The 26,194-nt window shown below is 56.7% G+C and carries 27 protein-coding genes and 2 pseudogenes; 13 read left to right on the top strand and 16 right to left on the bottom strand.

The features are described 5' to 3' along the window. Nucleotides 1-79: 79 nt before the first annotated feature. Complete coding sequence (locus tag ACVC7O_RS21920) at nt 80-586, bottom strand: MarR family winged helix-turn-helix transcriptional regulator (protein WP_458326363.1); 507 nt, start codon at nt 584-586, stop codon at nt 80-82. A gap of 105 nt (nt 587-691) precedes the next feature. Between ACVC7O_RS21920 and ACVC7O_RS21925 the strand changes: the two genes are divergently transcribed. The 5 genes from ACVC7O_RS21925 to ACVC7O_RS21945 all read left to right on the top strand — a co-directional run bounded on the left by ACVC7O_RS21925 (nt 692) and on the right by ACVC7O_RS21945 (nt 4,526). Continuing rightward, entirely contained in the window at nt 692-1,216 is a 525-nt protein-coding gene (locus ACVC7O_RS21925; protein ID WP_458326364.1) for a VOC family protein, read from the top strand. Nucleotides 1,217-1,237: 21 nt separating this feature from the next. Further along, complete coding sequence (locus ACVC7O_RS21930) at nt 1,238-1,849, top strand: DUF3237 domain-containing protein (protein ID WP_458326365.1); 612 nt, start codon at nt 1,238-1,240, stop codon at nt 1,847-1,849. Nucleotides 1,850-1,887: 38 nt separating this feature from the next. Continuing rightward, a complete protein-coding gene (locus tag ACVC7O_RS21935; protein WP_458326366.1) occupies nt 1,888-2,703 on the top strand; it encodes an isocitrate lyase/PEP mutase family protein in 816 nt (271 codons plus the stop codon). A gap of 93 nt (nt 2,704-2,796) precedes the next feature. After that, nucleotides 2,797-3,981 (top strand): MFS transporter, encoded by a 1,185-nt coding sequence (locus ACVC7O_RS21940; RefSeq protein WP_458326367.1) that lies wholly within the window; start codon nt 2,797-2,799, stop codon nt 3,979-3,981. Continuing rightward, the gene (locus ACVC7O_RS21945; protein ID WP_458326368.1) at nt 3,978-4,526 is read left to right on the top strand and encodes a methylated-DNA--[protein]-cysteine S-methyltransferase; all 549 of its coding nucleotides are present in this window, start codon (nt 3,978-3,980) and stop codon (nt 4,524-4,526) included. The genes ACVC7O_RS21940 and ACVC7O_RS21945 overlap by 4 nt, the downstream gene beginning before the upstream one ends. A 13-nt stretch (nt 4,527-4,539) precedes the next feature. On the opposite strand, the gene ACVC7O_RS21950 is transcribed toward ACVC7O_RS21945, so the two are convergent. Both ACVC7O_RS21950 and ACVC7O_RS21955 read right to left on the bottom strand, forming a co-directional pair. Continuing rightward, nucleotides 4,540-5,103: a GNAT family N-acetyltransferase gene (locus ACVC7O_RS21950; RefSeq protein WP_458326369.1), complete on the bottom strand. Its 564-nt coding sequence runs from the start codon at nt 5,101-5,103 to the stop codon at nt 4,540-4,542. Between the two features lie 359 nt (nt 5,104-5,462). Then, entirely contained in the window at nt 5,463-5,933 is a 471-nt protein-coding gene (locus tag ACVC7O_RS21955) for an H-NS histone family protein (protein ID WP_458326370.1), read from the bottom strand. A gap of 80 nt (nt 5,934-6,013) precedes the next feature. On the opposite strand from ACVC7O_RS21955, the gene ACVC7O_RS21960 reads away from it, so the two are divergent. Both ACVC7O_RS21960 and ACVC7O_RS21965 read left to right on the top strand, forming a co-directional pair. Continuing rightward, nucleotides 6,014-6,949 carry a histone deacetylase family protein gene (locus ACVC7O_RS21960; protein ID WP_458326371.1) on the top strand — a complete coding sequence of 312 codons (936 nt, stop codon included), beginning with the start codon at nt 6,014-6,016 and terminating at the stop codon, nt 6,947-6,949. A gap of 385 nt (nt 6,950-7,334) precedes the next feature. Further along, complete coding sequence (locus ACVC7O_RS21965) at nt 7,335-7,835, top strand: DUF4262 domain-containing protein (protein WP_458326372.1); 501 nt, start codon at nt 7,335-7,337, stop codon at nt 7,833-7,835. 611 nt (nt 7,836-8,446) lie between these two features. Here the strand turns inward: ACVC7O_RS21965 and ACVC7O_RS21970 are convergent. Then, nucleotides 8,447-8,659: pseudogene (locus ACVC7O_RS21970) on the bottom strand (ATP-binding protein); the annotation flags it as partial. A gap of 5 nt (nt 8,660-8,664) precedes the next feature. Between ACVC7O_RS21970 and ACVC7O_RS21975 the strand changes: the two are divergent. Further along, a pseudogene (locus ACVC7O_RS21975) lies at nt 8,665-8,900 on the top strand (TetR/AcrR family transcriptional regulator); the annotation flags it as partial. A 12-nt stretch (nt 8,901-8,912) separates the two neighbouring features. On the opposite strand, the gene ACVC7O_RS21980 reads toward ACVC7O_RS21975, so the two are convergent. Both ACVC7O_RS21980 and ACVC7O_RS21985 read right to left on the bottom strand, forming a co-directional pair. After that, nucleotides 8,913-9,356, bottom strand: a complete 444-nt coding sequence (locus ACVC7O_RS21980) for an integrase core domain-containing protein (protein ID WP_458326373.1) — start codon at nt 9,354-9,356, stop codon at nt 8,913-8,915. A gap of 570 nt (nt 9,357-9,926) precedes the next feature. Continuing rightward, nucleotides 9,927-10,259: a transposase gene (locus ACVC7O_RS21985; protein WP_458326374.1), complete on the bottom strand. Its 333-nt coding sequence runs from the start codon at nt 10,257-10,259 to the stop codon at nt 9,927-9,929. A 756-nt stretch (nt 10,260-11,015) separates the two neighbouring features. On the opposite strand from ACVC7O_RS21985, the gene ACVC7O_RS21990 reads away from it, so the two are divergent. Then, on the top strand, nt 11,016-11,207 hold the full coding sequence (locus ACVC7O_RS21990) for a hypothetical protein (RefSeq protein WP_458326375.1): 192 nt from the start codon (nt 11,016-11,018) through the stop codon (nt 11,205-11,207). Nucleotides 11,208-11,812: 605 nt separating this feature from the next. On the opposite strand, the gene ACVC7O_RS21995 is transcribed toward ACVC7O_RS21990, so the two are convergent. The 3 genes from ACVC7O_RS21995 to ACVC7O_RS22005 form a co-directional block, all read right to left on the bottom strand. Then, on the bottom strand, nt 11,813-11,992 hold the full coding sequence (locus ACVC7O_RS21995) for a hypothetical protein (protein WP_458326376.1): 180 nt from the start codon (nt 11,990-11,992) through the stop codon (nt 11,813-11,815). A 57-nt stretch (nt 11,993-12,049) separates the two neighbouring features. Continuing rightward, entirely contained in the window at nt 12,050-12,235 is a 186-nt protein-coding gene (locus tag ACVC7O_RS22000) for a hypothetical protein (RefSeq protein WP_458326377.1), read from the bottom strand. Between the two features lie 540 nt (nt 12,236-12,775). Beyond that, entirely contained in the window at nt 12,776-13,249 is a 474-nt protein-coding gene (locus ACVC7O_RS22005) for a DUF427 domain-containing protein (protein ID WP_458326378.1), read from the bottom strand. Between the two features lie 206 nt (nt 13,250-13,455). Between ACVC7O_RS22005 and ACVC7O_RS22010 the strand changes: the two genes are divergently transcribed. Further along, entirely contained in the window at nt 13,456-13,854 is a 399-nt protein-coding gene (locus tag ACVC7O_RS22010) for a GNAT family N-acetyltransferase (protein ID WP_458326379.1), read from the top strand. 515 nt (nt 13,855-14,369) lie between these two features. Here the strand turns inward: ACVC7O_RS22010 and ACVC7O_RS22015 are convergent. The 5 genes from ACVC7O_RS22015 to ACVC7O_RS22035 all read right to left on the bottom strand — a co-directional run bounded on the left by ACVC7O_RS22015 (nt 14,370) and on the right by ACVC7O_RS22035 (nt 19,840). Then, the gene (locus ACVC7O_RS22015) at nt 14,370-14,810 is read right to left on the bottom strand and encodes a hypothetical protein (RefSeq protein ID WP_458326380.1); all 441 of its coding nucleotides are present in this window, start codon (nt 14,808-14,810) and stop codon (nt 14,370-14,372) included. A gap of 283 nt (nt 14,811-15,093) precedes the next feature. Further along, complete coding sequence (locus tag ACVC7O_RS22020) at nt 15,094-16,011, bottom strand: hypothetical protein (RefSeq protein ID WP_458326381.1); 918 nt, start codon at nt 16,009-16,011, stop codon at nt 15,094-15,096. Nucleotides 16,012-16,558: 547 nt separating this feature from the next. Beyond that, a complete protein-coding gene (locus tag ACVC7O_RS22025) occupies nt 16,559-17,218 on the bottom strand; it encodes an SOS response-associated peptidase (protein ID WP_458326382.1) in 660 nt (219 codons plus the stop codon). Between the two features lie 726 nt (nt 17,219-17,944). Continuing rightward, nucleotides 17,945-18,772 (bottom strand): DUF481 domain-containing protein, encoded by an 828-nt coding sequence (locus ACVC7O_RS22030; RefSeq protein ID WP_458326383.1) that lies wholly within the window; start codon nt 18,770-18,772, stop codon nt 17,945-17,947. A gap of 126 nt (nt 18,773-18,898) precedes the next feature. Beyond that, complete coding sequence (locus ACVC7O_RS22035) at nt 18,899-19,840, bottom strand: LysR family transcriptional regulator (protein WP_458326384.1); 942 nt, start codon at nt 19,838-19,840, stop codon at nt 18,899-18,901. 218 nt (nt 19,841-20,058) lie between these two features. Here ACVC7O_RS22035 and ACVC7O_RS22040 point away from each other — a divergent pair, with 218 nt between their 5' ends. Further along, nucleotides 20,059-20,265, top strand: coding sequence for a hypothetical protein (locus tag ACVC7O_RS22040; protein ID WP_458326385.1), 207 nt, complete (start codon nt 20,059-20,061; stop codon nt 20,263-20,265). 192 nt (nt 20,266-20,457) lie between these two features. Here the strand turns inward: ACVC7O_RS22040 and ACVC7O_RS22045 are convergent, their stop codons facing one another. Continuing rightward, entirely contained in the window at nt 20,458-21,831 is a 1,374-nt protein-coding gene (locus tag ACVC7O_RS22045) for a mechanosensitive ion channel family protein (protein ID WP_458326386.1), read from the bottom strand. Between the two features lie 185 nt (nt 21,832-22,016). Here ACVC7O_RS22045 and ACVC7O_RS22050 point away from each other — a divergent pair, with 185 nt between their 5' ends. Continuing rightward, complete coding sequence (locus ACVC7O_RS22050) at nt 22,017-24,158, top strand: mechanosensitive ion channel domain-containing protein (protein WP_458326269.1); 2,142 nt, start codon at nt 22,017-22,019, stop codon at nt 24,156-24,158. A gap of 72 nt (nt 24,159-24,230) precedes the next feature. On the opposite strand, the gene htpX is transcribed toward ACVC7O_RS22050, so the two are convergent. Next, nucleotides 24,231-25,082: a zinc metalloprotease HtpX gene (htpX, locus tag ACVC7O_RS22055; RefSeq protein ID WP_458326270.1), complete on the bottom strand. Its 852-nt coding sequence runs from the start codon at nt 25,080-25,082 to the stop codon at nt 24,231-24,233. Between the two features lie 135 nt (nt 25,083-25,217). Here htpX and ACVC7O_RS22060 point away from each other — a divergent pair, with 135 nt between their 5' ends. Next, nucleotides 25,218-26,180, top strand: a complete 963-nt coding sequence (locus ACVC7O_RS22060; RefSeq protein WP_458326271.1) for a zinc transporter ZntB — start codon at nt 25,218-25,220, stop codon at nt 26,178-26,180. Nucleotides 26,181-26,194 lie beyond the last annotated feature (14 nt).

The raw sequence follows: 26,194 nt of genomic DNA on the forward strand, positions 1-26,194 counted from the left end.
TAAACATAACGGTGGACCAATTCAGATGGGGAGGCTCATTTGAGGAGGTACGGATGGTCTTGCTTCGACCTTCGCCGTATCACGCCACTCTTCCTTCACTGGCCGGTATTGGGCAGTTTTCGCAGACCTGAACGTCGCATAGTCGGCAAAGCGTTCGCCGCTCAGTTGCCGTCGTGTCCATGGAGTTCAGGATCTTCGCGATAAGGATATCCAGCAACTCACGTTCCTTTGCGGACAGAGGCATCAGAAGAGCATCCACAGCGGACAAACGTGCGCGAAGAAGCTCGTCGCGGATAGCATGGCCCTTAGCGGTCAGTCGCAGTGCAACGGCACGTCGGTCTTGGCCTTCGGTGCGCTTGACAAGGCCATCGGCAACAAGCCGGTCGACGAGCCTCACAGTTCCCGGGTGCGATCGGCCAAGGATGCGGCGCAGCCCGTCGTTGGATAACCCGGTGCCGTGCCCGATTACGACCAGGGCTGCGGGTGTTTCGCCGACGCGGCCCAGAACATCGCGCGCGACATCCTCGATCCGGTCGGCCACAGCGAGGCCAACGACCCCGAGAAGATTGGCTGTTCGATCTGTCATGGCACCACATTATGTGCGCACCGCACGATTTTCAACTTGACGATATGTGCGCAGCGCACGTATTTCTGATCGCGCAAGATCGAAAGGCAATGCGAGGAGCGCGCGATGTCGGAAGAAGGGCCAAAGAGAATAGGGGCAACTAAGCTGGAAGATCGGGTGTTTCGCCCGATGGCATGCCCCGTTCTGCATCACGTTAGTCTCTTCGTGTCCGACATGGAGGCGTCAGCCCGCTTCTACACCGAAGGCCTCGGGCTTACCCTGCGCGAAGAGTTCGATGACATCATCGGTGTGCGCAGCGAGCGCAAATTCCCATTCGCCGTGGCAAGCGTCTTTCTGGAGGCGGGAGAAGGTCGTTACATCGAATTGCACCCTGCAGGTGATGGCGAGCTGTCCCCACCCGGTTTCCCGATGAACCATCTGGCCCTGGCCGTTGCCGATGTCGATGCCGCCTACGCACGGGCGCTCTCAGCTGGTGGAGTGCAGTTCGACATTCCTGTGCCCAAAGAGGAATGGGACGGCACGCCGCTCGATGTGATCATGTCCGGCGCACGACCGGAACCCATGCGCATGGCCTTCCTGCAAGGGCCAAGCGGAGAACTGATCGAACTCTATCAAGCTTCAAATAAATGACACGAACAAGGACGGTATCTGATGGATTACACGCGAAGAAGTATGCTCATAGGTGCTGGCGCACTGGGCGCGGCCGCACTGGCCGGGGAAAGCCAGGCACATGAAATGGATCCCAACGGTGGCGGTGTAGTGCTTAGCCCCGATGGCTGGGATGCAGAGGCACCGCCCGAATTGGTGTTTCTCACGGAGGCGCGGGTACAGCTTCAACTGCCGCCCACGACCACAGGCCCAGGGCCAGGCGGTCAACGCGTCATCTTCAACGTCACTGGCGGCACCTTCGACGGCCCGCATTTGCGCGGCCGTGTGACGGAAGATGCAGGTGCGGACTGGGTGAACATTCGCGCCGATGGCGTCGGTGATCTTGACGTGCGCTTCACATGGGAAACCCATGACAACGCGCTGATCTACGTTCACTGGCAAGGGCGCTTCTGGTCCGCCCCCGAAGATGCCGACTATGCAGTGGATGTCACCAAGGCGGACGATCCGGAAGGTGCATGGCGCTATTACTTCCGTGCTGCGCCGCAGTTCGAGACGGGCGACCCGCGGTATGCCTGGCTCAACAACATCGTCGCGGTCACCAAATCGCGCACCGGCGACGGCGGACCGATACATCGGTTCTACGCCGTTCTCTGAACAAGTCCCCGCATCGCAATGGAATACAGGAGAGAGAAGTGACCGTCAGCACAAAGGAAAAGGCGAAGCGTTTCGAAGAGCTGCACGCAAGCGGATGCTTTGTGATGGCGAATGCCTGGGATGCGGGGTCTGCAAGAGTGCTGGAGGCCGCGGGCTTCTCGGCTCTTGGCACCACCAGTGCGGGATTTGCGTGGGCAGCTGGCCAAAAGGACGGCGCGACGTCACGAGACCTGCTTCTGGCAAATGCCAAGGCCATCGTAAACGCCGTCGACATTCCTGTCTCCGGCGACCTGCTGAACGGCTTTGGAGCGTCGCCTGAAACTGTCGCGGAAACGATCCGCCTCGCTGCCGATGCGGGTCTCGCTGGCGGGTCCATCGAAGATACCACGGGTGACCCGGCCGCACCCCTCTTCGACAGGGGGCTGGCAAAGGAACGGATCGTCGCAGCTGTCGAAGCCGCTCGCGGTTTGGATCGCCCCTTCGTTCTCTGCGCCCGCGCGGATGGTCTCTTTGCTGGAGCCTGCGATCTCGATGAGATTCTCGCACGCCTGACGCTTTATGAAGAGGCGGGAGCCGATCTACTGTTTGCCCCCGCGCTCATGACGCTTGCGGACGTCGACAAGGTTGTTGGCCACGTCCAAACACCGATCAATGTTCTGGCGGGTATCGGAAACGAAGGAACCGTGTCCGATTTCGCGGCGCGCGGGGTCCGCCGTATCAGCGTTGGTTCACAATTCTACAGTGCCATTGCGGGCCGACTGCAACATGCGGCGCAAGAGCTTCATACCGATGGCACGTTCGGTTGGGTTGAGGGCGGAATGCCTTATCCAGAGCTCAACGGTTTGATGCGGTGAGGCTTTCGGAAGAGGAATCCACCCGACACAGGCAGAGCCCGCCAAGTGCCGTCTGACCCAGCAACTCAGCATCTGGAAAAGAGCGTCCCCCTGATGTTGGCGGCGCTGGTCTTCGTCTTTGTCCTCAGCCACGCTTTCCGCACTGTTACCGGTATCGCAGCCGAACCTTTGGCAGACGAGTTCAACGCCTCAGCCCAAGCGCTGGGTGCAATCGCCGGGTCTTTTCATCTGGCCTTTGCACTGGCTCAACCGGCGGTTGGCATATCGCTCGATCGCTACGGACCCAGGAGCACCGTTCTGGTCGCCTTCGTCGTGGCGTTGATCGGTGGTGCCGTTTCGGCGATGGCACACCGGGTGGATGTCCTGATCCTCGGGCAATGCCTGCTGGGAATAGGTTGCGCGCCCGCGCTTCTGGCCGCAATGGTGCTGGTGTCCCGCCGCTACCCGCCGGAGAGGTTCGCATCCTTGTCCGGAATCATCCTCGCTACAGGAGGCGTGGGCATGCTGATGACGGGCACGCCTCTGGCTTGGGTAATCGAGGTGTGGTCCTGGCGGCTGGGTTTCGCCGTGCTCACGGGACTGGCGGCGCTCAGCTGGGTCGCCGTGTTTTGTTTCCTGGAAAAAGAACCGCACAAGCGTGGGACACAAAACCAGTCCATCAGAACCGAACTGCGCGGTCTGGGATCGGTTATTGCGCAACCGCATACGCTTGGCATCTGCTGTCTTGGTGCTGTCACCTATGCGGCCTTCATGGCCTTGCGCGGACTCTGGATCGGTCCGCTTTTGACGGAGCGCTACGGCTTTTCGCTCATCGAAGTCGGTCACATCGCGCTGGTCATCTCTATTGCCGTCATTATCGGTCCGTATCTCTTCGGGCGCATCGACCCGGGACCAAGCGGACGCCGCAAGATTATCATTTGGTTCAGCGCTGCCTATGCGGTGCAGTTTGCGGGGCTTGCCCTTGGATGGAACGCGGGGTTCGATACGGCGCTTGCAATCTTCACCGGGCTATCCGGGGGATATGTTACGATGCAATACGCGGATGTGCGTTCCTCCTATCCGGCGGAGATGACGGGCCGGGCGCTGAGCGTGTTCACGATGGCGATGTTCGGCGGTGTCGCCGCGATGCAATGGCTCAGCGGAACCGCAGGCACGTTGGCCGCGGATTACGGCATCGAGGCCCCGCGCGCCGCCCTGATGTTTGTAAGCGTGACAATCGCGGCGGCGACGTTGGCTTTCTTGCAATTGCCCCAGCCACCCAAGAACATGAGCGGATGACCAGAGAGACGCGTGCCGCAGAGTTCGCACTATTCCCGACACCCATCGGACGATGCGGCATGGCATGGAGCGGCAATATCGTGATCGCGACCCGCCTTCCGGATACGCAACCAGCAGCGACGTCCCGTTTCTTTGCAAATCAGCGAAGAGCGAAAGAGGGTTCGCCACCTGAGACTATTCAAAGGGCGATCATAGCCATAACTGCTCTTCTCGAAGGGGATCGCGCAGACCTTTCACTCGTCGCTTGCGATTTTGGAAGCGTCGATCCCTTTGCGGAAAAGGTCTACGCGGCGACACGAACCCTGGCTCCGGGCGAAACCTCGACCTCCGGCGCCAGAGAGGTCGGGCAAGCCCTGGGCCGCAATCCTCTTCCCATCAATGTTCCGTGCCACCGTGTCTTGGGTGCGGGCGGACGTCTCACCGGGTTTTCGGCACCTGGCGGAGTGGAACTCAAACTGAAGATGCTGGAAATCGAAGGGGCAGATGTTGGCAGTGAGCCGGGTCTGTTTGGGGACTTGCCGCTATCCGTCAAGTCACGGTCATAACTCTGACCAAGAATTACAAATCAAGTGTGACGACCCATTTGTGTTTTCCGATTTTGCGAGATCGCTCAAAACCCAACCTATCAAACATGTGCAGCGCCCCGTTGAATAGAAACGCAGGCGTCGCCCTGCGGCCTTCGATGTCTTCTGGATAGCCCTCAACCCGCCCTCCGCCGAGGGCCTTGATCTGTTCGACTGCCCCTGTGAGAGCTGCTGAGGCGACGCCACCACCTCGATGTCCTTTGCCGGAGAAGAAGCACGTGATACGCCAGTCCGGTAGCTTGGGGTTATCCTTTTGGTAGGCCCGCGCGTTGTAAATGCGTGGCAACTCAGAAGTTGAGCCGAACTGGCACCATCCGACACACTTGCCGTCGTGAAAAACAAGAGCGGCGTGTGCTTCGCCAGCTTTGACGCGCGCCTCTTTCATCGCGCGCTTTTGTTCCACCGAGGCGTCCGCACCTTCTTTCCCGTGATACCACAGGCACCAGCACCCGCCCCAGACGCCATTGTTCTCCTCAACAAGGCCCGCAAAATCGTCCCAGGTGCGCGCATCAAGCGGCTTGAATTCATAGTCAATCATGGTGATTTCGCGTTTCGACGCAATTATGTGCGGTCCGCACATATCGTCAAGTATGAGAAGGCTTCATTTTTCAGAATGAGCAAAGCGGTCGTTCAGATCGACGCTTCGAATAGCAGCAACGTCCCGCTTGTGTGATTTCGACCATCACGAAATCTCGCATGCGCGGCGAATGTCCGGTAAGCGGGCTGCGACCGCAGCATCTTGAACTTGGGTCGAAGGTCCGGAATGGGCCGTCCTTCTCAAGACCGGCTCAGATCGTCCAAGGTTTCACTTCGGAACGGGAGAAGGCGAGCAATGCCCGCGCCATCTAGCGGGGCGCAGGCATTTTCAGCGTTGTTGCAGTTGAAAGCTCAATTGGACTAAGCCGCCAACCCTTCCGGTTTCTTTCCTGCCGCCAGATGGGCGATGAACCAAGCTGGCTTGCGACCCATGCCAGACCAGGTTTGTTTCGGATTGTCCGGGTTCTTGTACTTGGCCTTCGAAACCACGTTCGACTTCTTGGCCAGCTTTGGAGCAGCCTTCATCGGCGGCTTGCTTGTTGATTTCACTGCCGACTTGGAGACGGTCTTTGGTGCAGCTGTTCGTTTCGACTTGGTTGCCGTTTTAGCCGCTGCCTTGGGAGCAGCTTTGCGTGTCACCTTCTTCGGCGTTTTTGGGAGCTTCGCGCTGTGCAGACGAGCTATTTCGGCGAAGTCCACCCCGTGTTTTTTTGCGACGGCTTCCATCTGCGCAAGAGCTTCTTGGCGGATCAGCTCCTGTCTTCGTTTCTCGATCTTCGCGCTCAACTTGTCTAACTCAGATGCACTCATTTCGCTGACATCTGCTGCCATGGCTTATTCCTTCTTTGCTACTTGACGGCGCTGCAATATCAACAAGGGATGATTAAAATCTTAAGGGTTAATCAACGCAAATGACCACGGCCCTCTATTCACACGCAGATAGCCATGCACATGTAACGCCGCAGGGCCACCCGGAGCGGGTCGAGAGGCTGGAGGCGATCGCAGCGGCTTTGTCTGATGATCGGTTTTCAGCCCTTGATCGACGCGACGCTCCGATGGCAGATCCGCCTGAATTGCGGCGCTGCCATCCTCAGAGCTATGTGACAAGGATTGAAGCCGCCATCCCTGCAACGGGGACCCGCGCGTTCGACGCCGATACGCATGTGTCCCCTGGCTCATGGGCGGCGGCACTGCGGGCCGTTGGTGCTGCTGGTGCGGCCGTAGACGCAGTTCTTGATGAGGAGATCGCGAACGCTTTTTGCGCCACGCGGCCACCGGGTCATCATGCCGAAGCCGAAAATTCCATGGGCTTTTGCCTCTTTGGAAATGCGGCCATCGCTGCCAAACGCGCGCTTGATCAACATGGGCTGTCCCGGGTTGCGGTTGTCGACTTCGACGTGCATCACGGCAACGGCACCCAGGATTTGCTCTGGGACGAAGCGCGCACGCTTTTCGTGGGCAGCCACCAGATGCCACTTTGGCCTGGCACCGGTGATCGCGACGAGACCGGCGCGCACGGCAACGTGATGAACCTACCGCTCAGCCCCGGCACCGGTGGCGCTGGTTTCCGCAGGGCCTGGGAAACACATGGGCTACCAGCGCTCGATAGCTTTGCCCCTGAGCTGATCGTAATATCGGCCGGATTTGACGCCCATGAGGACGACCCCTTGGCTCAGCTTGCTCTGAAAGAAGCGGATTTCGCTTGGATTACGGAAGCGCTTTGCGATCTTGCGGACACCCATGCGGATGGGCGCGTCGTTTCAACACTTGAGGGCGGCTATGATCTGAATGCTCTCGCGGCAAGTACTGCTGCGCATGTCGAGGTCTTGATGAAGCGTGGCCGATAACCGTACAACGCTGTTTATCTCCTGCGCGTGCCGAAGGCGTCGCGAAAGGTAGGAAATACGGTACGCGGAGCATTGAGTCTGCCGCCTTGGACGGGCTCAAAGATCACTGCCCAGAAGTGACCGCAGGGTGGACCCCTTCTCAACTGTTTTTGATCGCTACAAAGCTCATGATCTGACGGGTTGCGGCTTCGCAAGTCGCTTTGACATAAATCGCATCCGACTTGCCCAAGCTGATGTATGGCTTTTCACACTTAGTTGGGATCAATCGCGCACAATGCCATAACAACAGCCAACATTTACCATGATTCTACGACGGCGTTGCACCAAATTCCTTAATGCGAGACGTTAACAGAACGTTAACGATTGCTCCGTTGGGGGAACAGATATGCAGACTAAGTCTCCTGTGGAAGGCCACCCCGACGTTGAGGCATGGGTCCAGAAGATGATTGCCGAGAACGGTTATGCTCAGATCTCAAGACATGATCCGTCTTCCGGACTGCCTGGTTTTGCCTTCACCATCGGCCTTGAACACTCACGAAACGTCCCGGAGCTGATCTGCCTGGGCGTTTCGCCGTATATCGCAGCACAACTGTTCTCGATCTGCATCGAGGGTCATGACGCGGGCCTCTGTGACCTAACTGCTCGCAACCAAAGCGTTTCTGGGTTGGTAGACGGCTACAGCTTGCGCTTTCGTCGCGTGAGCCCAGCAATGGTGTTTAAAGCCAATGAGGTTCGCCCCAATCGTCCTGCAGATATCTCGGACATGGTGCAACTCTTGCTGCCCGACAATGACGGGTTTTTTCCTGGAGATGCAGAGTGCGACCCAGGAATTGCCGCCTCGCAGGATACCGATTGGCTGCTGGCGTCATCAAGCGGACTGAGTTGAGGTTTTTCGACCAAGCGTCGCAACCTGCAGCATGCGCAAACCGGGGAAATTCCTGGCGCCGAACCATATCCTCGGTTTGGTTGAGCTGTAGTGGTCAAATTTACAGCGTGAGCCCTTCTTCTGGTGCAATACTCCTGCAGAAATACCGAGTGACCAAAAAAGCCAGCTGCAAGCACTGGATCGGTTCCTTCCGCAACGTGTGAGTTCAAACAACCGTGAATCTCATGTTCGCAGCGAATGTCTCCTCTGACGGGCCGCGCCGCAGCATCGCGAAGGTGGGTCGAAGGTCCGGATTGGGCCGAGACGAGATCTGATTGAGTTGGGGCAGGGGGCAATGCTGCGTCTGCTCCAAGGACGGCAATGAGCCCGACTCGGTCATCGCAAACTGTGCCGCATTCGCATGGTCGTTGTCTCTGCAAGGCGGCCTGAAAACCGACCATTCGAAAGCAGCGCAGCGACGATCGGCAGGGCAACTCACAGTTCGCGGGACCGACCGGCCATTCGGTGAGAATCAAAGGACATGACTCAGTTCTGCAAAGCAAAACTCAGAAACCTGTTCGTTTTGTGATATCGGAAGGCACTTGGACGTCAGTCGAGAAGTGGGTATGTCAATCGGTAGTGGGCTCTTGCCGCACCACGCGCGCCTCCGCGTCCAGTTTGTTCACGAGGTCTACGACATTGAAGAACCGACCTCGCCGGCCTTGCCGAATGCAGGCGCGGGCAATGCTGACCGCGACGTGTGTTTTGCTGGCGCCAGTTCCACCGATCAGGACCAGGTTGCGCTGATGATCGAGGAAGTCGGCGGTGGCTAGATCGCGGATCAGGGTTGCGTGCCAATGCCGTGCTGGAAGAGGGCGCGGTCGATCTCAGCCAGCATATCCCGGCGGAAAAGCGGCCTCCCGTGGTAGTTTTCTCGGCGCATATCTGCGCGATGAGCCACGGAGTGGTCGAGCTTTTGCCCACAACTCGCCCGGACGGGCCTTGCCCTTTCTGGCCGCCGACCGGCTAGAAACCGGCATCGGCATCTACCTGCGAGGCCTCGGCCTGATCGCGGCGGATGAGTAAGCCGCGCAATGTCTAGCCCCCTGCCTCTGGGCCACTAATCGGCGGCTTCTCTAATATGGTTTCTGGAACGGGCGGACGCATGTTTAGTGCCTGATGCGGCCGAGTGTGATTATACTGCCTGAGCCAGTGATTGATGACGATCTGTGCCTGCTCGATCGTCGTGAACCACTCCGCATTGAGAGCCTCTCGGCGCAGCGTGTCATTGAAGCGCTCGTTGTATCCGTTCTCCCAGGGCGATCCGGGGTAAATTCGGATCGGCTTGATACCAACGCGTATAAGCCAGTCCTGCATCGCCTCCGCTGCGAACTCTGGTCCGTTATCTGACCGGATGTACTCTGGGGTGCCGTGGCTCAGGAGCAGCGGATAAAGCGCTTCGAGGACATCGTCGGCTCCCATCCTAGTGCGAACCTTCACTGCCAGAGCCTGCCGCGTGAACTCGTCCAGAACCGTCCGCATCTTCTAGCTGCACCCATTGCTGAGCTCGTCGTGCACGAAGTCCCCTCTCGGCAGATTGCTTTGCAATCGCCTGCCGGGCAATGGATGGCCCAGACGGGTTCGGATGGGTGGGCCTCAATCGGATGATCGAGCTGTCCTTGTGATAGAGCCGGCGTCGCTTCTTGTGTCTCTGTGGAAGCTGCAATCCTTCCTCACGCCACTCGCCCGTTGTCCTCGGACCAATGGCGGACAAGGTCTCGTCGCTCGACCTTTTTGTGATTGATCCGTTGCCCGGCAGGCGATTTGGCAAGGCCAAATCTGCCGAGAGGGGCCAGCCTTCGATGTGGAGCAGTTCGTCGTCCATTGGTTGCTCGGACCAATGGCGCAACCAAGGACGACCTTGCGATAGCCATATCGACCGTATTGCCTTTGCCAGCCGGATGATTGCCAACCGCAACGCATCATCGTTCTTGGATGCTCGGCGATACTGCAGGGAGCTCCGCGCAAGGCCAACCACCCGGCACGTCCGCCGCTTAGACGTCGCGAGCTTCTGACGTGTGTGAATGACGGCCTGACGGGGCTCCGCTGTGGTCAGGCCCTGGGCTTTAGATGGTTCAGTCTTTCCATGAGAATGAGCTTATCCAGTTCAAGCTCCGCGACGATCCTCTTCAGCCGCGCGTTGTTCCGCCTGACAAACGATCCCCCGGATCGTTTGCTTAATTGGCTCCAATTCTCCAAGCTCTTCATCTCCGACTGCTGCGACCGGCCCATCCCACCAAACCGTTTCCGCCAATTGTAGTACGTCGCATCGCTGATCCCGACACTGCGACACGCCGATGCCACATCATCACCAGCCGTCAGCTTCAGCTCAATCTCACGCAGCAGCTTCAAAACGTCTTCTTCTGAATGTCGCTTCCTCGCCATGTCCACCGCCCCTCTCGTGGCCAATGTAATGGCCCAGTTCTAAGGGGGAAGGACAAGACAGCTGTTCTAGATCAGCCCGGCGAACTTGATCATGTTGAAGATCAGGAGGGCCAAGGCAGAGCATACGATTAATCTCAGGCTGAACATCCGCAAAGGCGAAGGCCGCGATTTCAAGTCCGCGGTTGGTGGCATGTCAAGCATTGAAGTTCTGTGTATTTGGGCTTTCGGGCGGACCGACAAGCGGACCATGTTCTCCGCTTTCTGGGAAGCACGGCTCTTTGGCATAATAGTCTAACACCTTCTGAAATTCGTTTCCGACCAATTCAATCCCCAATTCCTCAGCAAGCTCTTGTAACATTTGAAATTATGCTGATCCCTTTAGTCGCCATTTACCTATCTCTCTATGGCTAATCACACAACCTTGAAGAGAGCAAAGTGACAAACAATCAATTTGAGAGTTATTCAAATCTGACTGCAGCGCGATCCATCGAGGATCGAACCTGGTGATGAAGTCACGTACCCGACAGGTTTCGGACCCCGCATGCACCGTCAACCAGATAGTACAGAAGCCAAGGCGTGATAGGCTCCCAAAACTTCGGAGAATCTGCTCGAGCCCCAATAGACTGTAACAAGCCAGATACTGCCAAGAGCGGATATTGGCTGAAACGCTTCTCCCGGTGCAGCCAATACCATGAATGAATCGCGTACTTGGTGGATACCTGCTAGAGTGGCGTTGCACTTTGGGAGGTGATGAAGATGCGCAAATTCATTGCAGTTGCGGCTGTTGCTTCAGTGTTTGCCATTACGGCGTGCGACGCAATCGACTCTGACTTGGAGCGTGGGTTGGTTGGTGCTGCAATCGGTTGCGCCGTCGGAGAAACGCTTGTCAATGGACGCTGTGTCGAAGGCGCGGTTGTTGGAGGCGCCACTGGCGTGCTGACCAACTAATCCTTCGCTCGACTGGTCGTTGAGATGGCTCGAGTTTCCGAAGAGATTGCGAGGTTGTAGACGAAGAAAAAGAGGCATCAAAGCAGCCAATCAGCGACCTGGTGCCCCTTCCCGTACTCATTAGTTGGCTACAGTCTTCAGTTGATAAGTTTATTGGCTCGATGCGGCACTAAGACATCAAGCCAGTTATCAAACAGTGAACGAATTCAGCTGACTAAGCGTCAACTTGGGTCAGCAGTGCTTCAGTCTTGAAGACGGCATCTGTCATTCGATGCCTGAAGCAAACGAGTGGCAAAACACAAACTGCGAGATGCTTCGGGACTATTCAGCTCAAACGAGCCCGGCGAACCTAAGCACGCAGAAGAGGATCAAGGCCCAACCGGTGCAAGCGATCAAACTCAGATAAACTGTTTTGGCGCGTGATGGCTTTGCATTTGCGTTCGCCGCAGCGGGTCGTCCTAACGTTGGACTGCCATGACGTCCAAGACTTGGAATTCTTCTTTCCTCAAGCCACATAACACATGGTTGCCCATTCAAAGCAGATTTGGCAAACGGGCCCTGGCTGACTTTGTGTCGTGGCATCGCTAAGGGCCAAATCCTTTGGTTCAAATGACTTCGTCGAGCGCGCCCAATGCGGCCTTTCTAGTTTCCTCGTCGGAAGTGGCATCGTTGATGTATGCTTCTAGAGCGACCTTTAGTCCGGCGATCAAGCCTTCGTGCTGATTTGCCTCCGCAAACTCTTTAAGGTCATGAATAGAATTAAGAATTTCATTTGATTGAACCATTCTAAACCCCGCAATGTCAGTTTGGGGAATTGTCGAAAAAGATTGGCTAAAAATCTGTTAATTCCAAGCTGCCAGCGCCTGAAGGCGCTCTGCGGAGCGATCCGTTGTTGTTTCAATGCCACGCTGGATTGTGAGCATTTCGTTTAGGACGTTCCTCATGGCTTTAGCAGTGCCATCGAAGCCGTGCGCCTCAGCATCGATCATTGTAAGCTCTGCGATTTGTATTGCTTCCGGAAGGTCCATTTGGTTCTCCAAGCTAGTGGTTTTGTTGCTGCGGTTTTCAGTGAGAGTCCTTAACAAGGCGTGAACAAAACCGGCACATTAAGCGATAAATTGCCGATTTGGCCTGAAAAGTGTCTAAGTCTGGTGGGAGATTGGGTCGCGACTACCCGTGGTTGTGCTTCACCCTATGGTCACATTGTTACACGCATCGGTGTACGACGGAATGCAGTCGAACCCCATGCGACGATTTGCAGGCACCCCAGAGCGGACAGTCAGCGTAGGCCCGGTCTGGGAAAAATGATTCAATCGCGAGATATCACAAAGTGTCAAACCGCGATGTGAAGTGCTTCACAGTTTCCGCTCTCGTTACGAAGTAAGCACCACACCAACCGAATGAAATTCGAACTATGAGGCCCTTCATGGCAAACAGAGTCTACTACGACGACGTACCAATGCCGTTCAAACGCGCTGAGACACCTCGAGAAGGTGGCGATCCGGCAGTAAGTTGCAAAGATCAGTGAGCTATGTTTCGGGAGGCTAAGCCGTTCCCATCGGTCAAAGCTACCAGTGCTCGGTCCCGCGAGCGCCTTTGGGAATACCCTCTAGATTGGAAGTCACCCACCCGCCGTAGAAGTCGCCCGGCTGCGGGATGACCCTCTCCTCGCCCACGAAGCACGCTTCCATCAGGCCAGCATAAAACGCCACGTAACCAGCAATCCTCTGAAAGCTCTCGGTCGGGGCATCGTAAGTCCACGCGGCCCGCCTGGCGACCGCCTCGCCAGCCTGAACGTCAAAGTAAGAGGCGCGGCCTTTCCACTCGCAGAAGCTTCCGCCAGAGGTTGGCAGCAAGTGCCCAGTCGCATCTTGGCGCGGTATGTAGTAAGTCGGAGCATGATGAGTTTCCAGCACGCGAAAACCGCTGATCGTGTTGGCGATTTCAACACCGCCAAACAAGACGCTCAGCTTTTGCGGTACAGCCTCCAACGCTGGTGGGCGCGGATACTGCTGGACATTCTCCGTCGGCAGTCTTTCCATATTCGAGAGATAGGTTTCTAGGTCTGCAATGAAAGTGTTCAGGATGAGCGAATGGCTAGCGTGAACTTGGTACAGTCTAACGCCAGTCGAAGCTAGGGAAGCGCGCTTTGGTAGAGTTCACTTACAGTACCCTTGGAGCAGAACATGCTGAGCGATGGAAAGAGTTGAGGCTCGAAGGAGCGCGCGACTTTCCATTGGGCTCACTGATGACCTTTGAGGAGGTATCCGCGACCAGCCTGGCACGTTGTCGCGAAATCCTAGGCTACGGAGGCATGCGCGGCGTTTTCGCGGACGGCTTTCTCGGCGGTTTTTGTGGCTACCGACCTCAGCGCCTGGAAAGGACAAGACATCGCTGCGAGATTGGGCCGTTTTTCGTGACCTACGATTTGCAAGGTTCGGGCGCCGCAACCGCCATGATGATTGGCGTGGTCGAAGAAGCCAAGACTGCTGGTGTCTCTCAAATCGAGCTATTCGTAGATACTGAAAACCCAAGGGCCATCGCGTTCTATGAAAGGCACGGTTTCCATCGCATCACGACGTTCAAAGACAGCGTCAGGATAGATGGTCAATCGAGGAGCGACCACTTCATGGTGCTGAAATTCTAGCGCCGGAATCGCCACAAGCCAGCCATTGCGAAAAGTAGCAGCAGGCCACCTGCTGGTAGTGGGATTGGTGTGGGGTTTACGCTATCCCCCAACAGAGCAATGCTGAAGACTGTCATGGGCGACTGCCGCCGCAACCAAGATGCAGTGACCACCTGTCTTTCGATCAGTGGGTCGCAGGTTCGAATCCTGCACGGCTCACCACTGAAACCAATAATTTCAATACTTTACAGGAACCCTTCTGTGGGCGGGCAGGTCCTTAGCTGGCACTGGGGGACATATGGGGGACAAATTGCGCCATATCGGGCCAATCTGGATGACCTTGCGAACGGCAAGCTGTAGAAGCAAAATGTCGCACAAGAGCTTTCGAATGCTAGTCTAACGTACAGCAGAACCTTTTGTTACAACCAGCGCGCGGCTCTGACCCGAAAGCAACGGGGCTACCTGCGACTGACGAGACCTCCGATTGTCCATAGGATCGGGAAGCTTCCGGCGTTTGAACTGGCGAGATGGGGGCCCTACTTGAACGTGACTGACAGCCGTTCAGCACTGATAACATAGCTGCTTGGATCTCGCGCAATTGCTTCGGCGAATTCAAGTCGATGTTCTTCTGATTGTTGTCCAATCCTCGGCGGTATCTGCCAGCATGCACTGGCCATATCTCCTGGCTCAAAGATTTGATCCGCCTCGCGGGGAGTGCCGCTCGTCAGCTCGGGGGTTTCGCCTTTCTCCTTAATGCTGATCCGAAACTGAACACGTTCGACAGTATGCCAACTCTTATTTTGGATTATGACGGGAATAGGATAGTTACGGTTTTCCAGACAATGAGTTCCACTGTGAGCTCCAGCGCGGACGGTGACACTGACTTCTTGCCAGGACCAGTATCCCCACCATGCGAGACCAGAGACTGCAGCAATCAGCGCCAGTGTAAGCGTTGTCAGCATTGCGTGCCATTTCATGCCACTACCTTGACGCGATTCCATAACACTGGGCAAGTTAGAGAGCCCCCGGCATTTCCTTGGTCAAGCTGCGTCGCCATCCGCACGTGCGCATCAGTGAATGACCATAAGCGCGTCATCCAGAATGGGCTTGCGTTACCTAAACGCAGCGGCGCCTGTTGCGTGAATGCGGCGCCAACGACATCAGGAGCCGCATGTTTGGGATTGGAGCGGTGACTGCGGACGAGGTCCTAAGGTTTTTGGCCAGTTGCTGTGATCAAAACTAGAGGCGAAGAGCTGCGAGTTAAGTTGCGAATAGCAAGAAGATGACCAGCAGCACCACCGTCAGTAGCAGTATGCCAATGGGCACTAGGAATGCCAACGAAACCCAGTAGACGGCTGACCTCCCATGAACCTCCGAGAACCCAATTCCAAGGTAAATGATGTGCGACACAAGGTAGACCGCTAAAACTGCAGCCAGAAGTGGTGTACTGTGTGCCCCCAATCCCGCTTGCTCGCTTCGGTCGGGTGGAGGTAGATCCGAAGATGCTAGCGGGATACGATCCAAACCTCTCTGCGCCATCGGTATGAATGGTGGCTTTGGCGTCCCAATCGGCGGCAGCACAGTGCCATCTTTATGGGGCTCGTTTTCGGGGACATAACTCTCTGAATAGTTCGGCACCAAGTATCGGGCAATCTCTTCAGCTGTTCTGAGCGTCGGCTCGGCGGAGTCTCCCCATCGACCCCTGGATGCAATGGAGTAAGAGACCGCATAGTCATAGGTTAGGACGACTCGTGTCTCGGTGACCACGTTTGAGACCATTGCGAATATCGGGATCCAAACAATATGCAACCCCGCAGATGTGAAGAGGACCACAACCATAGTTTGAACGGCAGTTCCTGTCGCCTTGAAGAGCTTCAGAAAAGGATGGAGGGCGACCGCCGTAACGCACCAGACGAATAGAACAAAGATGATTGCTTGTATGTCAAAGAGCTGCGGTCTGCCTGCCAAGTTTAGATATCCGCCAACGGCAGCACCAACCGACAAGCAGATGAATGCAAAGGAGTAGGCAGCGACAATCACATCGTTGTTTCGTGAGACGCTTTGCTCTTTCATGGACCTGAAAAAATCTCTCGGGCCAAGAAGCAAGCTTGCATAGTTGGTTGGAAATCGGATCAGTTGGGCCCAAAGCCTTTCCGGTAACTTGGGAACTAAATCCACGACCCAACGCCTCCAAATGTCTTCGATGTAAAATCATGCCGCTGCAAATTGCCAAGCAGCTGATAGACAGCTTAACACATTTTTGCAGCAGCTGTTTGCGCTGGACTACCGGCCTGTCACCCGCTCCCAAAGTGAAGCCGCGACCCTGACCTGCAATCACCTCACCTCTGTTGCCAAACATTCGGCCCGGTAAACGTAATATCTTGCCCTCCCGCGACAGTCGCATCGCCTACACCGAAAGCGCCCGGCCAGGTTGACCAACGGTCACTCCTGCTTGCCGTGAAAGTCAGGATACCCGCCCTTCGGTAGGTTGATCGTGTTCTTGGTTACACGTGGATCGACAGTCTTCGTCTGACAGACCATGCATCGAAACACAAAGCGTGCCTTGACCTCAGGCCAGGTCAGGTTCTGCGGTAGGTTTCGGTAGTGAATTTGCCCGTGATGGCCGCAGGGGCACCATACGCTAAGAATGTAAGGGGTCTCATCTCTGATCTTCGGCCACGACACCAGAGAGAACATAATAGGAACATTCGTCCGGAGTCCAGCCTCACATTTCGGGTTGCTCGCGCATTCCCTCGCCTTCACCGATCAACTGCATCCGATCAGCGGGCAAGCCGCCAAGCAAGCTGTACGCCTCATCAGCGGACCCACGAAGCCATTGATCGTAGTCTCTCCGATCAAGTATCACCGGCATTCGGTTGTGGTACTGCACAGCAAACTCATTCGGCGTCGTGGTCATGATGGAGAAGACTGTCTCATCAACGTCAGTGTCACCGAACGTGCCAATCTGGTGTTTCCAGATGCCAGCGAATGCAAAGCCCTCTGCGTCTTTGACATTCGCCCAATGATAGGTTGCGGGCATACTTCCCGTTGCCTCTGCATAAGCTGTAGCCGGGACCAAGCAACGCCGGTTCTTGAAGCTTCCATACCAAAGTGGCGTGGACCATACCTTGTCTTCTCGGGTGTTGTTCCATGCAGTGGGCAAAAGCCACTTCCCGGTCTTCCTGGATTTGTTCGGCGTCAGAAAGCCCCAGGATGCGAGGCACATCGTTCTGATATCGCCGTCTGCCACGACGATTGGCGCCCGGTGCTTCGGCCAGACCGACCGGCGAGGCTCCATGTTTCCGACCGTCGAGTTTTCTGGCGCGACATCGAACATGTTGCGCATCGCGTCGAGCGGCATGGTCATCGAATAAAGGTTGCACATAAATCATTGCCTGATTCCCCATCAGCGCATTGAGCCTTCGTATATCTCGCCGATCAAGACGATATACTCCCGAGTGTTGGTGGTTGTGTCGCAGTTTTTGAGAAGTCCAGCTAGAAGCGGATCAGGGGCCTATCGAACTTGCACTTGATCAGCAACAGTTCGGTGAGCGGCGCGCGCATTGGAGTACTCTATCGCTGCATGCATGACGTCTGCTGTTCCATCCGAAGTTGGGCCAGGCACAACTGCATGTTGGCCTTTTGCACGCCATTGTCTGGCTAAGGTCCGCGCCTCCTGCACTTTCAAGCAAGGGGAGGCGAGACCTGCGGGCCCTCCCTCCCCAAGGTAAAATCACGGTCCGATCAATCAGACCAAGAGAGGATAGGTCGTTCAAGTCACCCAACATGTCATCGAGCGCATCCAACCGGATAAGAACAAGATTGCCGCGCATCCAGGGGAGCGTCGGAATCCGCAACAGATGGTCAAAGACCAGCTCTGCTTCAGGGCAAAAGCCCGCAACCAACAGCTGAGGCCCGACCGCAGCGCCCGTGAGACGATACCCTAAGATGGCGCCGTCACGAACAGTGGTCAGAACTTCGACAAACCCAGAGTCAGTTTTATGGACCGCTTCAAAATGTGTCATGGTCGGGACCTCGCGTTCGGCCATGTTTGGAAAAAGGAGGGCGGATCTCTCCGCCCCCACGTTTACCGAGAAAAGTTCAGGTCGGCTTAGAAGCCGTAGACCAGCGACACGCCCAAGGAGTTGTCGGCGCTGCTGAAGTTGGCCAGCGGGTCGCTGTCCCACTCTGAGCGGTACGACACGCGGGTCGAGAGCGTATCTGTCATCCGGAAGTTCACGCCGAGATCGTTGGTCACAACAGTGTCCTCATCGGAGAACAGGATGTCAGTATCGTTGGTCAGGAAGATGTTCTCGTTGAACTTGATGTAGTAGCGCGACGAGGCGATCCCGGCGATCTCGGTGTTGTTCGCACCGTTCTGATCTTCGATGTAGCGCAGGCCCGGGCCAGCTTGCAGACGCCAGGTCTGATCCTTCTGATTGATCACACGGTAGCCTGGACCAAAGCCAAGAAACGCGTCCCAACGGTTGCTATCGAAGTCGTCATAGCGCACCGAGCCGAGGCCAAAGACGTAGAAGTCGCCATTGAGATAGCGGTTCACGTCGTAGGTCGCAAAGATCTCTTCCTTGTTGCTGACGTCATTGTCCTCGGCGAACTCGAGCGCGAAGCCAATGGTATGGTTCCATGGGCCATTGCCATAGCGGAAGCGACCCGCCAGATCGAGGTCGGTGGTATCGGTGTTGCCCGATGTCGCAGAGAAGCCGAGGGCCACGCTACCGGTCCAGCCTTGTGCGTACTGGTTGTTCGAGCGGTCGCGATCGCGCGCGTCGGCGTTGTTCAGGTCGTCAGCGACGTCTTCCTGAATGTCATCAATGCGGTCGTCGAGAGCATCGACGCCAACCAGTGCGCCCTGCGCAAACACGGGAGACGCCAGGAGAAGTGCCAGGGCCGAAGCGGCCAGCAGGTTACTTTTTTGCATGGGTCTATCCTTTCCCAACAAAGTGTGACCCGGCCCGAGAGGGCGGGAGCATTTCTGCTGAGGCAAGAGATAGAGGTTGATTAACTATCAGAGAAATTCAAAATAATTGGGTATAAAGCAAGTATTCTAAATGGATAAGCTTTCCTCGGCACCTCCGAGAATTGCAGGCGTGTCGCCTTCACTGATCTGAGCCAGCGCCTCCAGCACCTCGGTCTGTTCGGCATCAATCTGATCTTTGATCGCTGCCAGACTTGCTTCCGCTATTGACATGATCGCCGGGTCAAGATCGTCTCGCCAGATCGACCAGACCGGATAAGGAAAGACAGGTGCGTCGGGCACCAAGTGCAACTGCCCCTGATCGAGAAAGCGCTTGATGTAGCGCGCGGGGAGATAGGCCGCGGCGTGGCGGTTAGCGATGTAGTCAGCCGCCATTGCACCCAAAGACAGCGTCAGGCCTGGGTTGGTCAACTCCGGCAGCTCCAGCGCATGCGCGTGTACGAACTCCGCCCCCCAATCGACAAACACATAGTGCTCGCGGATGTCATCAACCGTGCCTTCGAAGGACGCAGCCAAGACCAGCTCTTCTTCCAGCACTTTCTGCGCCGTCAGGCCAGGTCGGAGTTGCGGATTGTACATCAGGCCAATCTGCACCACGCCTTCGATCAGAAAGCGCATAATGCGGTCGGGCATACCCAACTCGGCCCGGATGTTGAGCGTCGGCATGGCGTCCTGCATGTGATCCACCCACCGAAAACCCAGACGCGGCCACAATGAGTACTGTGCCGCGACACTCAGCGACTTGGTGAACCCCTCTGGCACACCCACTTGCTGGCGCGCCTCTTCCCAAATCTTGATAAGGGACAAAGCGTAGCGTTCAAACTCACGCCCTGCGGACGTGAGTTCCGCCCCAGCTTTAGAGCGGATGAACAACGCCTTGCCCAACGCATCTTCCAACCGCTGGATGCGCAGGCTCACAGCCGATTGCGTGACGAACAGCCGATCGCTGGCATTAACGAACGAGCCGGTCGCGGCCACTTCAAGGAACGTGCGGATCAGGGCAATGTCCATCTGTGAACCTTCCATGATTAATTCTGCTTTTAAGCATAATTCTTATTCGTTTTTCTTGTTGGTGAAAACTCCGTAGAGACCGGTTTGCGGAAGTTGATGGGCCGAACAGACTTCTGGGACTGGCCTGCCGGGACGACCGTCCCAACGCGTGAAACCCGCGCTGTCAGCTTCCACATCTGAAGTTGAACCCTTCTTTGTTGGGAAAAGGAGACTTGAAAATGAAATTGTTTGATGCTCGTAAAGCTGCCTGCGTCACCCTGATCGCCGCCGCTGTCGCGGTCACCGGATGCACAACCGACCAGGCCATCGACAACACCGTTGGCATTGCTGCGGGCACCACCAAGGTTGTTGCCAAAGGCGCCGTCGGCGCTGGCAAGCTGGCTTACAAGGGTGGCAAAAAGATCATCGGTGCTGACGGGGGCTGATCGTTGCCTCCCACATCATGCCCATGCATGGTCCATTGTCAGGATTTGGTTCGACGACTGAAAATCGCGTATGCGGCAAACAACTGTCCGCATACGCTTGCTCCAAGATTTACACTTTTATCATGGCCGTGATGTAGGTCGCCTTCACGGCAACCGAACCCATCAAGCCGTGCGGACAGCTTTGATCTTGGCCTAGTCTTGACCTAAAGCGTTGCTTGCAAGTTTGGGGGTTTCGACCTCGACCGTACCTTTGACATTCAAGTCGCGCTGCGGGAACGGCACCTCTACTCCGTTGGTCTGAAATTTCTCCCATACCCTCAGCATGACATCACTGGTAACGTTTGCTACCCCGTTTTCCGGATCGTTTATCCAGAACCTCAGTTCAATATTGATGGAGCTGTCCCCGAACTCGCGCATAAGGCAGTTGGGTTTGGGATCTTTCAGAATGCGATTTGTCTCACCCGCAGCTTCGATGCAAAGTTTCAGAGCAAGCCCAACGTCTGCGTCATATGCGATTCCGACAGGCATTTTGCGGCGAGTGACCTTGTCGGAATGCGACCAATTGGTTACCGGGTTTGAGACCAGCACTTCATTTGGGATGAGTGTTTCGGTGCCATCTCGCGTGCGCACCGACACGTAGCGCGTGGTCATCTTCCTCACCTGTCCGTAGGTCGGACCATGGGCGGTTTCGACTTCGATCACGTCACCAGGTTTGACGGATTGATCAGCAAGCAGTGTATAGCTCGCCAAGAGGTTCCCGACGGTCCGCTGCAAACCAAGACCCAGGCCAATACCAAGTGCACCAGAAAAGACTGCGAAGACGGTCAGATCAACACCAATTGCCGCGAGCGTAATCACCACCGCGAGGATCACCAGGACCATGCGAAGGATGCGTACGATCAGCAGCCGCAACGCGGAACTCATCTTCTCCATCGTTTGAAGACGGCGCTCCACGAGGCCAGTCAGCAGGGACCCGCCCCAAATCAGAAGCGCCACCAACATGACGCCTTTCAAGAGCGACCAGGCGGTGATGTTGACGGGACCCAAGGTCAGGCCGGTTGCACGCAAAAATTCGATCACGGTGTCGAGAACACCGACCGCATTCAGCGCAGCCGCCGTCCAGGCAACCCAGGAAAAGACCCTGCTCCAGTAGGCGGAGGGAATGAAAATGGAGACGATGCGGATGACAATGAACGCAACCAGCAAACTGATCACCAGGCGCATAAACCCGATGGGCAGGCCATAGCCCTCGAAACCCGCGATGGAGATTGAAAGCAGGATCGACCAAGTCACGGGCAGGGCGATAGAAGAGACCGTGCGAATGAGGCGCTGGAGCGCGATACCAAGTTCTCGCTGTGTGCTCAGCTTCTCAAAAAAGCGCGACACGCGCGCGCGAAACACGGCCGCAAGGAACAGCGTGCCCACGATCACGGCTAACTCGTAGACGCTTTCAAAGACGAGGAGGTTTTCGCGAAGCCATTGATAGAAAAGAAGCAGCGTTTCGGTAACCGCAGACGCCACCTCTTCGACTTCTTGCTCAACGATCGTCTGTTGATCTTGATCCATGTGGTACTCACGCCCCTGTGCCGTCCAAAGTCAACGCTTGTTTCTGGCTCGGACCAATTGGCGCGGCCGTAAAGTAACCGCGCAACTGCATTTGTAAGTTAGATATCCGCTGGCTTGCGATCTGGTTGTGAAAACATTCAGGGCGCGCTAGGCACATGGAGTTTTGCAGTTCGGGGATAACTTCTATGCGCCTGCTGGTGTTGGCGTTTACGTCTTTCATAAGCCTTGTTGGTTTCGGGGGTAACGCCTTCGCTCAGGAACCAAACGCGTCTCTTGAGACGCAGCAACTGATTGACCTTCTGGAAAATGAAGAGGCCAGAGCGGCGTTGATAGCCAGTCTGCGAGAGGTAGCTAGAGCAACCGAAGCCATTCCCGAAGCGGAGGAGGGTGTCTCCTTCGGGCGTCAGATTGCACGGTTAACCTCTAGCTTTGTTGAGACGGCGGCCGGCTCCTTGGAAGCGGCCTTCACCGGCCTTGCGTCCGTCGTCATGACGTTGTCAGCGCTGGACACCAACCAATTGGCGGCGCTCATCGACGCGCTTGTCGCACTGGCTGTGGTGTTTATTGCGACGACGGTTAGCTACATCGTTCTGCGGTACTTCGCAAAGAGAGTCTATCGGCGGATGGGCGCCAGAGCGCATGATTGGGACGTGCTGCGGACGCTGGCTGTCTTGATTGCCACGGCCCTGATTGATGCAGCAGTCGTCGTTCTGGCTTGGGGGCTTGGTTACCTGGCAGCACTCTATCTGCATGGCGATCCGGGCACGATGGGCGTTCGGCAATCGCTTTATCTGAATGCGTTCCTGCTGGTGGGGTTGGCCAAGGTGGCTATCCGCACTGTTTTTTCGCCGAGTACGGATGAGCTCCGGTTCATCGCCATATCGGACAGAGCAGCGAAACGGACATCACGCTGGCTCGGAAGCATTGCCACGATCATTGGATACGGCCAGCTGTTGGTCGTACCAATCGTGAACCGGCAGGCGTCTTTCAGCGCGGGTCGTGGTGTATCGACGCTGCTGGCGTTCCTCGCGATTGCTGTGGCGCTGGTGCTGGTGATGCGAAGCCGGAGGGACGTGACCGACTGGTTGCTGGGCCCAACGCCCGACGAAAAACCCAGTGTGATCCGCTTTCTGTCGCGCAACTGGTATGTGCCGGTTGTGGCCTACCTGCTTAGTCTCGGTGTGATCGTGGCCGCCAGGCCGGATGGGCTGATCTGGCCCGTTCTGCTGACCACCGCCCAAGTCATTGCCGTTGTCACAGCGGGCCTGCTGATCTCGGGCGGGCTCTCTCGCTTCGGAGGCCAAGGCATGCGCCTGCCGGAGGTGGTGCGGAGCCGATTGCCAGCCCTGCAGGACCGGTTAAATGGTCTCGTTGTCCGCGTTCTCGCCATTGCGCGGGTTGTGGTCACGATCGGTGTGCTTGGCTTCGCCTTGGAATTTGCAGGGCTGCTGGACTTTAAGGGGCTACTGCAGAGTGACGCAGGCCGATGGGTGATTGGGACGGCTATCAGCGTCGGCCTCATCCTGCTCTTTGGCATGCTCATCTGGCTCTCGCTGGTCTCCTGGGTGGACTACCGGCTGAACCCCGAATACGGCTCGACGCCGACGTCTCGCGAAAAGACGCTGCTGACGCTCCTGAGGAATGCGGCGACGATTGTATTGATGGTGATCATCCTAATGTTCGCACTCGCCGAGATGGGCATCGACATCGCGCCGCTCATCGCATCGGCAGGTGTTTTGGGGCTTGCCATCGGTTTTGGCGCGCAGAAACTGGTGCAGGACATCATTACCGGGGTGTTCATTCAGTTCGAGAATGCGATCAACGTGGGCGATGTCGTGACCTTGGGTGGCACCACCGGCGTTGCCGAGAAACTGACAATCCGGTCGATCACGCTTCGGGATGTGAACGGAACCGTGCATCTGATCCCGTTCTCTTCTGTCGACATGGTCTCGAACTACGTCAAAGATTTCTCCTACTATGTCTGTGACCTAGGCATTGCTTACCGAGAAAACATTGATGATGGCCGCGATGCGATGCTGGAAGCATTCGAGCAGCTTCGCGCCGGTGAGCATGGTCCGTTTATTCAAGGCGAACTTGAATGGTTCGGCGTCCAGGCGCTTGGGGACAGCGCCGTTGTCCTACGCGCCCGCATCAAATGTGCCCCCGGCAAGCAATGGGCCATTGGGCGGGCCTACAATGAGCTGTGCAAACGCGTTCTCGATGCACGCGGTATAGAAATCCCCTATCCTCACCAGACGATCTATTTTGGTGAGAACAAGGACGGATCCGCGCCTGCTCTGCACCTGAGACGTGACGGCGAGCCCTAGGCAGCGGACCGCTTGACGTGAGGTCCACTGACGTATGACCACACGTGCGCTGCGAGCGAAGGCTCTTTAACGTCAGGAGGCCATTGCACGCAGCTTTGCGACGCGCTTTTCGATTGGTGGGTGGGTCGCGAAAAGGCTGTCCACCGCTTGCATATGCAGCGGGTTCACAATGAACAGATGAGCCGTGGCCGGGTTACGCTCTGCTGCGATGTTGTCGATCCGACCTGACAACACGCCAAGCCGGTTGAGTGCCGAGGCCAGCCATTCTGGGTTGCCACAGATGGCAGCACCTTCGGCATCCGCTTCGTATTCTCGCACCCGGCTGATTGCCATCTGCACCATGGCTGCGGCCAAGGGTGCCAGGATCACCATCGCGATGGTGCCGATCAGACCAAAGGGCCGGTCCCGTCCACCGCCAAAAAACATCGCAAAATTGGCAAGCATCGAAACGGCACCGGCAAGCGTTGCCGTGATCGTCATGGTGAGTGTGTCGCGGTTCTTGATGTGCGCGAGTTCATGGGCCACGACACCGGCCACCTCTTCGCGGCTCATGCTGTGCAGGAGCCCCCGCGTGACGGCAACGGCGGCATTCTCCGGGTTGCGTCCGGTCGCAAAGGCGTTGGGTTGCTCGGTTTCAATGACGTAGAGCGCAGGCATGGGCATGCCGGCGCGGCGCGCCATGCTTTCCGCCATTTGCCAAAGATCGGGCGCAGCACGGGCATCTACAGCGCGCGCGCCATGCATCCGCAAGACCGCCTTGTCTGAATTCCAGTAGGCAAAGAAGTTCATGCCAAAGGCTATGAGAAGGGCAATGATGAGCCCAACCTCACCACCCAGCATCAGCCCAATGACGCCGACAAAGGCCGTCATTGCGGCCATGAGAATGAAAGTACGTACCATCGCATCTTTTCCAGCTACCTGCATCGCGCATATAGGAATGCGGGCGTCCCAACCAAATACGTTAGATCATTTTCCCCGGAAATGCGGCTGGTGATTTATCGGCAGCGCCGGACTTGCAACGGCTTGGATCATCTCATCTTTTCGCACTAAGCTGACGAGATGGCCCAATCTGCACTTAATCCAATAGCAGCTTTCGATGTTCTGCAGGGAAGTACCGAAAAGTTACTGGAGAGTTGGCCGAACCTGCAGACTGACGCCAGCTACCGCTGGCTGCACCTCGATCTGACCGACCCCATGACCAAACCTTGGGTGAAGGAGCATCTTCCTGATATCGCAGCCCGTGCCCTCTGGCAGAGCGAAACGCGTCCACGATGTGAGAGGCTGGATGACGGTCTGATCCTCAACTTACGCGGGGTGAACCTGAACCCCGAATCCGATCCTGAAGACATGGTGTCTCTGCGGATTTGGGTGACCGAGCGTGCCATCGTCTCGGCGCGACTCCGCAAGGTCTGGGCTGTGGATGCGATCCGACAATCGGCAGACGCGGGAACGGCGCCGGGATTGGTCGGCGAATTCCTTGCAGAACTGACCTATGGACTGACAAACCGGATTGAAACCGTCTCACTGCGGCTGGAGGAAGAAACGGATGAGTTGGAAGAAGTCGTAGCGGCCGGTCAACGCCTGCCTGCGGGCAAACTCGGCGGCCTTCGCCAGGCCGTCATCAAGATGCGGCGCTTTATCAATCCGCAGCGCGAAGCGATATCCGCGCTGGCAAGCCTGGAAGACTGGATCATCGCGCCTGAAGCACTCGCTCTTCTGCGCGAAACTGCGAACCGAACACGCCGCATTGTTGAAGAGCTGGACGCAACACGCGACCGCCTGACAGCCTTGCAGGACCATATAGACGCAGACCGCGCCCATGCGCTTAGCCGCAACAGCTATGTTCTGTCAGTCGTGGCGGCGATCTTCTTACCGCTCGGCTTTCTGACTGGGCTCTTTGGCGTGAACGTCGCCGGGATGCCAGGGACTGCCGCGCCGCTGGCGTTCTGGGTTCTGACAGGTGTTTCTCTTGTCGGCGGTGTTGCCCTCTTTCTGATATTCAAGTTCTCGAAATGGCTCTGAAAGGCAAACTCGTT

The sequence above is a fragment of the Roseobacter cerffii genome, from assembly GCF_054226325.1.

Excerpts from the sequence above, each read along its gene's own strand:
- ACVC7O_RS22035 (WP_458326384.1), bottom strand. The coding sequence starts at position 19,840 with ATGGACATTGCCCTGATCCGCACGTTCCTTGAAGTGGCCGCGACCGGC.
- ACVC7O_RS22045 (WP_458326386.1), bottom strand. The coding sequence starts at position 21,831 with ATGGATCAAGATCAACAGACGATCGTTGAGCAAGAAGTCGAAGAGGTG.
- ACVC7O_RS21990 (WP_458326375.1), top strand. The coding sequence starts at position 11,016 with ATGCGCAAATTCATTGCAGTTGCGGCTGTTGCTTCAGTGTTTGCCATT.
- ACVC7O_RS21955 (WP_458326370.1), bottom strand. The coding sequence starts at position 5,933 with ATGGCAGCAGATGTCAGCGAAATGAGTGCATCTGAGTTAGACAAGTTG.
- htpX (WP_458326270.1), bottom strand. The coding sequence starts at position 25,082 with ATGCAGGTAGCTGGAAAAGATGCGATGGTACGTACTTTCATTCTCATG.
- ACVC7O_RS22000 (WP_458326377.1), bottom strand. The coding sequence starts at position 12,235 with ATGGACCTTCCGGAAGCAATACAAATCGCAGAGCTTACAATGATCGAT.
- ACVC7O_RS21940 (WP_458326367.1), top strand. The coding sequence starts at position 2,797 with ATGTTGGCGGCGCTGGTCTTCGTCTTTGTCCTCAGCCACGCTTTCCGC.
- ACVC7O_RS22015 (WP_458326380.1), bottom strand. The coding sequence starts at position 14,810 with ATGAAATGGCACGCAATGCTGACAACGCTTACACTGGCGCTGATTGCT.
- ACVC7O_RS22040 (WP_458326385.1), top strand. The coding sequence starts at position 20,059 with ATGAAATTGTTTGATGCTCGTAAAGCTGCCTGCGTCACCCTGATCGCC.
- ACVC7O_RS21995 (WP_458326376.1), bottom strand. The coding sequence starts at position 11,992 with ATGGTTCAATCAAATGAAATTCTTAATTCTATTCATGACCTTAAAGAG.
- ACVC7O_RS22005 (WP_458326378.1), bottom strand. The coding sequence starts at position 13,249 with ATGGAAAGACTGCCGACGGAGAATGTCCAGCAGTATCCGCGCCCACCA.
- ACVC7O_RS21980 (WP_458326373.1), bottom strand. The coding sequence starts at position 9,356 with ATGCGGACGGTTCTGGACGAGTTCACGCGGCAGGCTCTGGCAGTGAAG.
- ACVC7O_RS22050 (WP_458326269.1), top strand. The coding sequence starts at position 22,017 with ATGCGCCTGCTGGTGTTGGCGTTTACGTCTTTCATAAGCCTTGTTGGT.
- ACVC7O_RS21965 (WP_458326372.1), top strand. The coding sequence starts at position 7,335 with ATGCAGACTAAGTCTCCTGTGGAAGGCCACCCCGACGTTGAGGCATGG.
- ACVC7O_RS21930 (WP_458326365.1), top strand. The coding sequence starts at position 1,238 with ATGGATTACACGCGAAGAAGTATGCTCATAGGTGCTGGCGCACTGGGC.
- ACVC7O_RS21950 (WP_458326369.1), bottom strand. The coding sequence starts at position 5,103 with ATGATTGACTATGAATTCAAGCCGCTTGATGCGCGCACCTGGGACGAT.
- ACVC7O_RS22060 (WP_458326271.1), top strand. The coding sequence starts at position 25,218 with ATGGCCCAATCTGCACTTAATCCAATAGCAGCTTTCGATGTTCTGCAG.
- ACVC7O_RS22030 (WP_458326383.1), bottom strand. The coding sequence starts at position 18,772 with ATGCAAAAAAGTAACCTGCTGGCCGCTTCGGCCCTGGCACTTCTCCTG.
- ACVC7O_RS21920 (WP_458326363.1), bottom strand. The coding sequence starts at position 586 with ATGACAGATCGAACAGCCAATCTTCTCGGGGTCGTTGGCCTCGCTGTG.
- ACVC7O_RS22025 (WP_458326382.1), bottom strand. The coding sequence starts at position 17,218 with ATGTGCAACCTTTATTCGATGACCATGCCGCTCGACGCGATGCGCAAC.
- ACVC7O_RS21960 (WP_458326371.1), top strand. The coding sequence starts at position 6,014 with ATGACCACGGCCCTCTATTCACACGCAGATAGCCATGCACATGTAACG.
- ACVC7O_RS21985 (WP_458326374.1), bottom strand. The coding sequence starts at position 10,259 with ATGGCGAGGAAGCGACATTCAGAAGAAGACGTTTTGAAGCTGCTGCGT.
- ACVC7O_RS21945 (WP_458326368.1), top strand. The coding sequence starts at position 3,978 with ATGACCAGAGAGACGCGTGCCGCAGAGTTCGCACTATTCCCGACACCC.
- ACVC7O_RS21925 (WP_458326364.1), top strand. The coding sequence starts at position 692 with ATGTCGGAAGAAGGGCCAAAGAGAATAGGGGCAACTAAGCTGGAAGAT.
- ACVC7O_RS22010 (WP_458326379.1), top strand. The coding sequence starts at position 13,456 with ATGACCTTTGAGGAGGTATCCGCGACCAGCCTGGCACGTTGTCGCGAA.